Source organism: Mesorhizobium sp. M2E.F.Ca.ET.209.01.1.1, from assembly GCF_004010375.2.
GTDB lineage: Bacteria > Pseudomonadota > Alphaproteobacteria > Rhizobiales > Rhizobiaceae > Mesorhizobium.
The window spans coordinates 1-413 of record NZ_SADP02000255.1 but is presented as its reverse complement, the minus strand read 5'-3'; the positions used below and the strand labels follow the sequence as shown (position 1 = coordinate 413).

Annotated in this window: 1 pseudogene; it reads left to right on the top strand. The window is 55.2% G+C overall.

Annotated features, from left to right (window positions below):
• Window positions 1-69: 69 nt before the first annotated feature.
• A pseudogene (locus EN852_RS35530) lies at window positions 70-413 on the top strand (hypothetical protein); the annotation flags it as partial.

Here is a 413-nt window from a genome sequence, read left to right as displayed (position 1 = left end):
TAGAGAACGAATTTCTTGACGAGGACGATGATGCCTAAGAGGGGAGTCTCGGGAGCTCAGCCGACTGAGGTGGACGCGCGACCTGAGCGGAGGTTTACGCGAGTAACCGCCCTTGTTGTCGCGATCGAGAACTATCGAAAGCCGCCCAAGGGCGAGCCGTTGCCATCCGTCGATTTCGCACATGCCGACGGGGACGCCTTCGCTGACGTTATCAAGAGAATCTATGCCGATCTACCGGACGAGGACGTGTCGGTACATGTCCTTAAGGACACCGATGCCAGTCTGACGGCTTTGCGAGACGATCTGAAGTACACGATCAAGACTCTCGCTGATGATGAGTTCTTCATCTTCTACTATGCTGGACATTGGTTTCACGGTGCTGGCGGCAACCGCCTCAGTACCTACGATACCAA